This is a genomic window from Pseudoalteromonas sp. MMG012 (assembly GCF_018100875.1).
Classification (GTDB): Bacteria; Pseudomonadota; Gammaproteobacteria; order Enterobacterales; family Alteromonadaceae; genus Pseudoalteromonas; species Pseudoalteromonas aurantia.
Genome location: NZ_JAGJEF010000165.1, coordinates 1 through 2,479 on the forward strand (window position 1 = coordinate 1; position 2,479 = coordinate 2,479).

The following is a 2,479-nucleotide window of genomic DNA, read 5'->3' on the forward strand; positions in this document are numbered from 1 at the left end:
GATATAGAGCGTTGTAGAAATAAAACGCACAAGATATAAAATAACACGGGCACGTAGTATAGTTATCACTGATAGCATGTGCTCATCGTTTCAATATTTATAAGCGCTTATTTCTTATGCGTTACTGATTAAGATACGCTTAACTGGCTAGGTTACTCACAGCCACTGGCCACTTCAATGTCTAAAAATACTTCATCGAAATAGCTATCATTATCTGTTCCGCCATGACGAGTCCCTGTTAAATGTATGACCGCGTAACTGGTGGTTTCAGGTACTAACGCTTTATTTGATTGTAAAGTCCAAGACGACCTCAGTGACCCTCTTGCTGGATGAGAGGCAAGGGTGTTGCCTTGTGCATCATGAAATGAAACAGTCATGCTAGGCACATCTGTGCCATTATAATTACGAAGCAGGCCACCCCAGTATAAGGTTGTATTAGCCCGCTGGATATCAGCAGCGTAATCGTTTAAATCAACATGCTGTGATGCGTGGCCTAACGCACTTTCATTGGTACATACTCCCCCGACAGCGAAAAGCTTCGAGCCGTGTGCTGCGGGTACGGAATCACATGCGTTGCTGTTGAGCGACTCTATATCACCACTCCAGTGTGCAGTGCCTTGTTCTGCTCCTGTGTTTTTTAGCAATGCGATACGTGTTTTTTGGTTTGCATGATCACTGGTATCAAATCGCAGTAGTATGGGGTCGTGATCTATGCTTCCATCCGCACCACAACTTATCGATTTCCCTTCATTATTTAAGCCTAACTCGCACCACACATTATTGAGTACCTCTAAGGCATCTATATGCCAATGCTCAGGCAGGTTTCTCGCTAAAATGTAGTCAATTCTGCTTATGTTGTAGTATGTGTAGCCCAAACTATCGTTGATATCAGGGTATTGCTCGCGCCACAGGTCTTCAAAACCATTGTCCCAAAAAACTTGCATTTCACCTCGCTCAGGGTCATTACTTCCCCAAGGGTCATCTAGATTAGCATTAAAATCACCGGTTAATATAACGGCTTCGTTGGGTAACACATGGTCATTAATTACGGCGCTTATCGTATTAAAGTTTTGCAGTCGTTTTTTATCGGTTTCGCTTGTTACAAACGCGGTGTGCGCCGACCATACCCAAATTGCTTTACCATTAATTTGATACTTTTCACCTAATATGGTTCTACCATTAATCTCATGGAGTACTTTATCCGAAAGGCTCGAATAATGACTGGCAATTCCAATACCATAACTTCCCGCTGAACCTGCGCCAGTACCAGGATATGCTTGAGCTTGTGCACACCACATATTGGCATAATTAAAATCAACGTTAGGTTGAAATAAAGAATAAAACCCATTACCGCAATGCTTAACTTCTTGCAGTGTGATCACATCTGGATTGTATTGAAGCAGATTTTGCCTAACCGCTGAAAATGGGTAGCGAGTGTTGTTACCCATCTCCCATGCGTTCCAGTTAATTAAGGTAAATTGATTTTGGGTCGTATCACACGCAGGTTGTGCATGAAGCGTCGGTACAAATAATAAAGTGGCTAAGCTTGCTTTGAGTGTTTTGTTCATAATATTAACTTGGTTATTAAAAGAGCATAACCAAGTTAATAAATAAAAATGACAATCTGGTATAGTCCAGATTAAAGTGATTTTACAGTTATTTTACACAGCCATATGGTTTTAAAGTGAGAATTACAAATGGGCGGCAATATAATGTGGGTTTTTGGTGTGAGCTACAGGTCGTTTAGATGTAATTGAATCGGTCATTTGACACTTTTTATTTGATAAGAGGAGCGCATTATTTTAGCGACTGGTTGCTTTTTCGGGCGGGTTCGGTATGCGATATTTATTATCTGAGATCAGAGCGTACTTTGAATTTTTGTTGATATTATTGAAACAAAGTTAGCAATTGATTATAATTTCGCGCTCTTACCACAGGTAACATACATGACTAACAGACTACAAACTTTACTGAGTTGTAATTTAGGAAATACCTGATTGGATTCGATGATAATAAATACATGGAAAACTCATGAGTATATACAAAAGTATTTCTTTAATAATGAGAAATACGTTCTTAATAACCACACTATTTTTAATCGCGTTTGCGGGCAATGCACAAGAAAAAGCGGCTTCATTAATATTAAAAGAGACCTTTGGTTCAGATCGTTACAATAAAATGGCGTACCACGATGGTGTGTTGCTCGTATCTGGGCTTGCACGCGAAGGCACCAACACTAAAAGTGGCACTATTGATGTGTTGCGGTATAGCGACAAAGGGTTTGATCTTATCAGCCAAACGCCATTAATTAGCCCAAAAAAAGGCTTCCCTTATTTGCGTATTCTCGGCTTAAGTTATGTCAATGGATATTGGATGATACTTGCTGAAAGTAGCTTCACTATTCATCTCGTCTCTGCAACATTGAAAAATGGAAAACTTTTTATTGTTAATGAGTTAAGTGCTTTTAGTTTTAATAGCG

2 protein-coding genes are annotated in these 2,479 nt (G+C 39.7%); one reads left to right on the forward strand and one right to left on the reverse strand.

Annotated features, from left to right (window positions below):
* Nucleotides 1–152: 152 nt before the first annotated feature.
* On the reverse strand, nucleotides 153–1,568 hold the full coding sequence (locus tag J8L97_RS22710) for an endonuclease/exonuclease/phosphatase family protein (RefSeq protein ID WP_211052997.1): 1,416 nt from the start codon (nucleotides 1,566–1,568) through the stop codon (nucleotides 153–155).
* Between the two features lie 463 nt (nucleotides 1,569–2,031).
* Here J8L97_RS22710 and J8L97_RS22715 point away from each other — a divergent pair.
* The coding region (locus J8L97_RS22715; protein WP_211052998.1) for a hypothetical protein at nucleotides 2,032–2,479 on the forward strand (448 nt) is incomplete at its 3' end.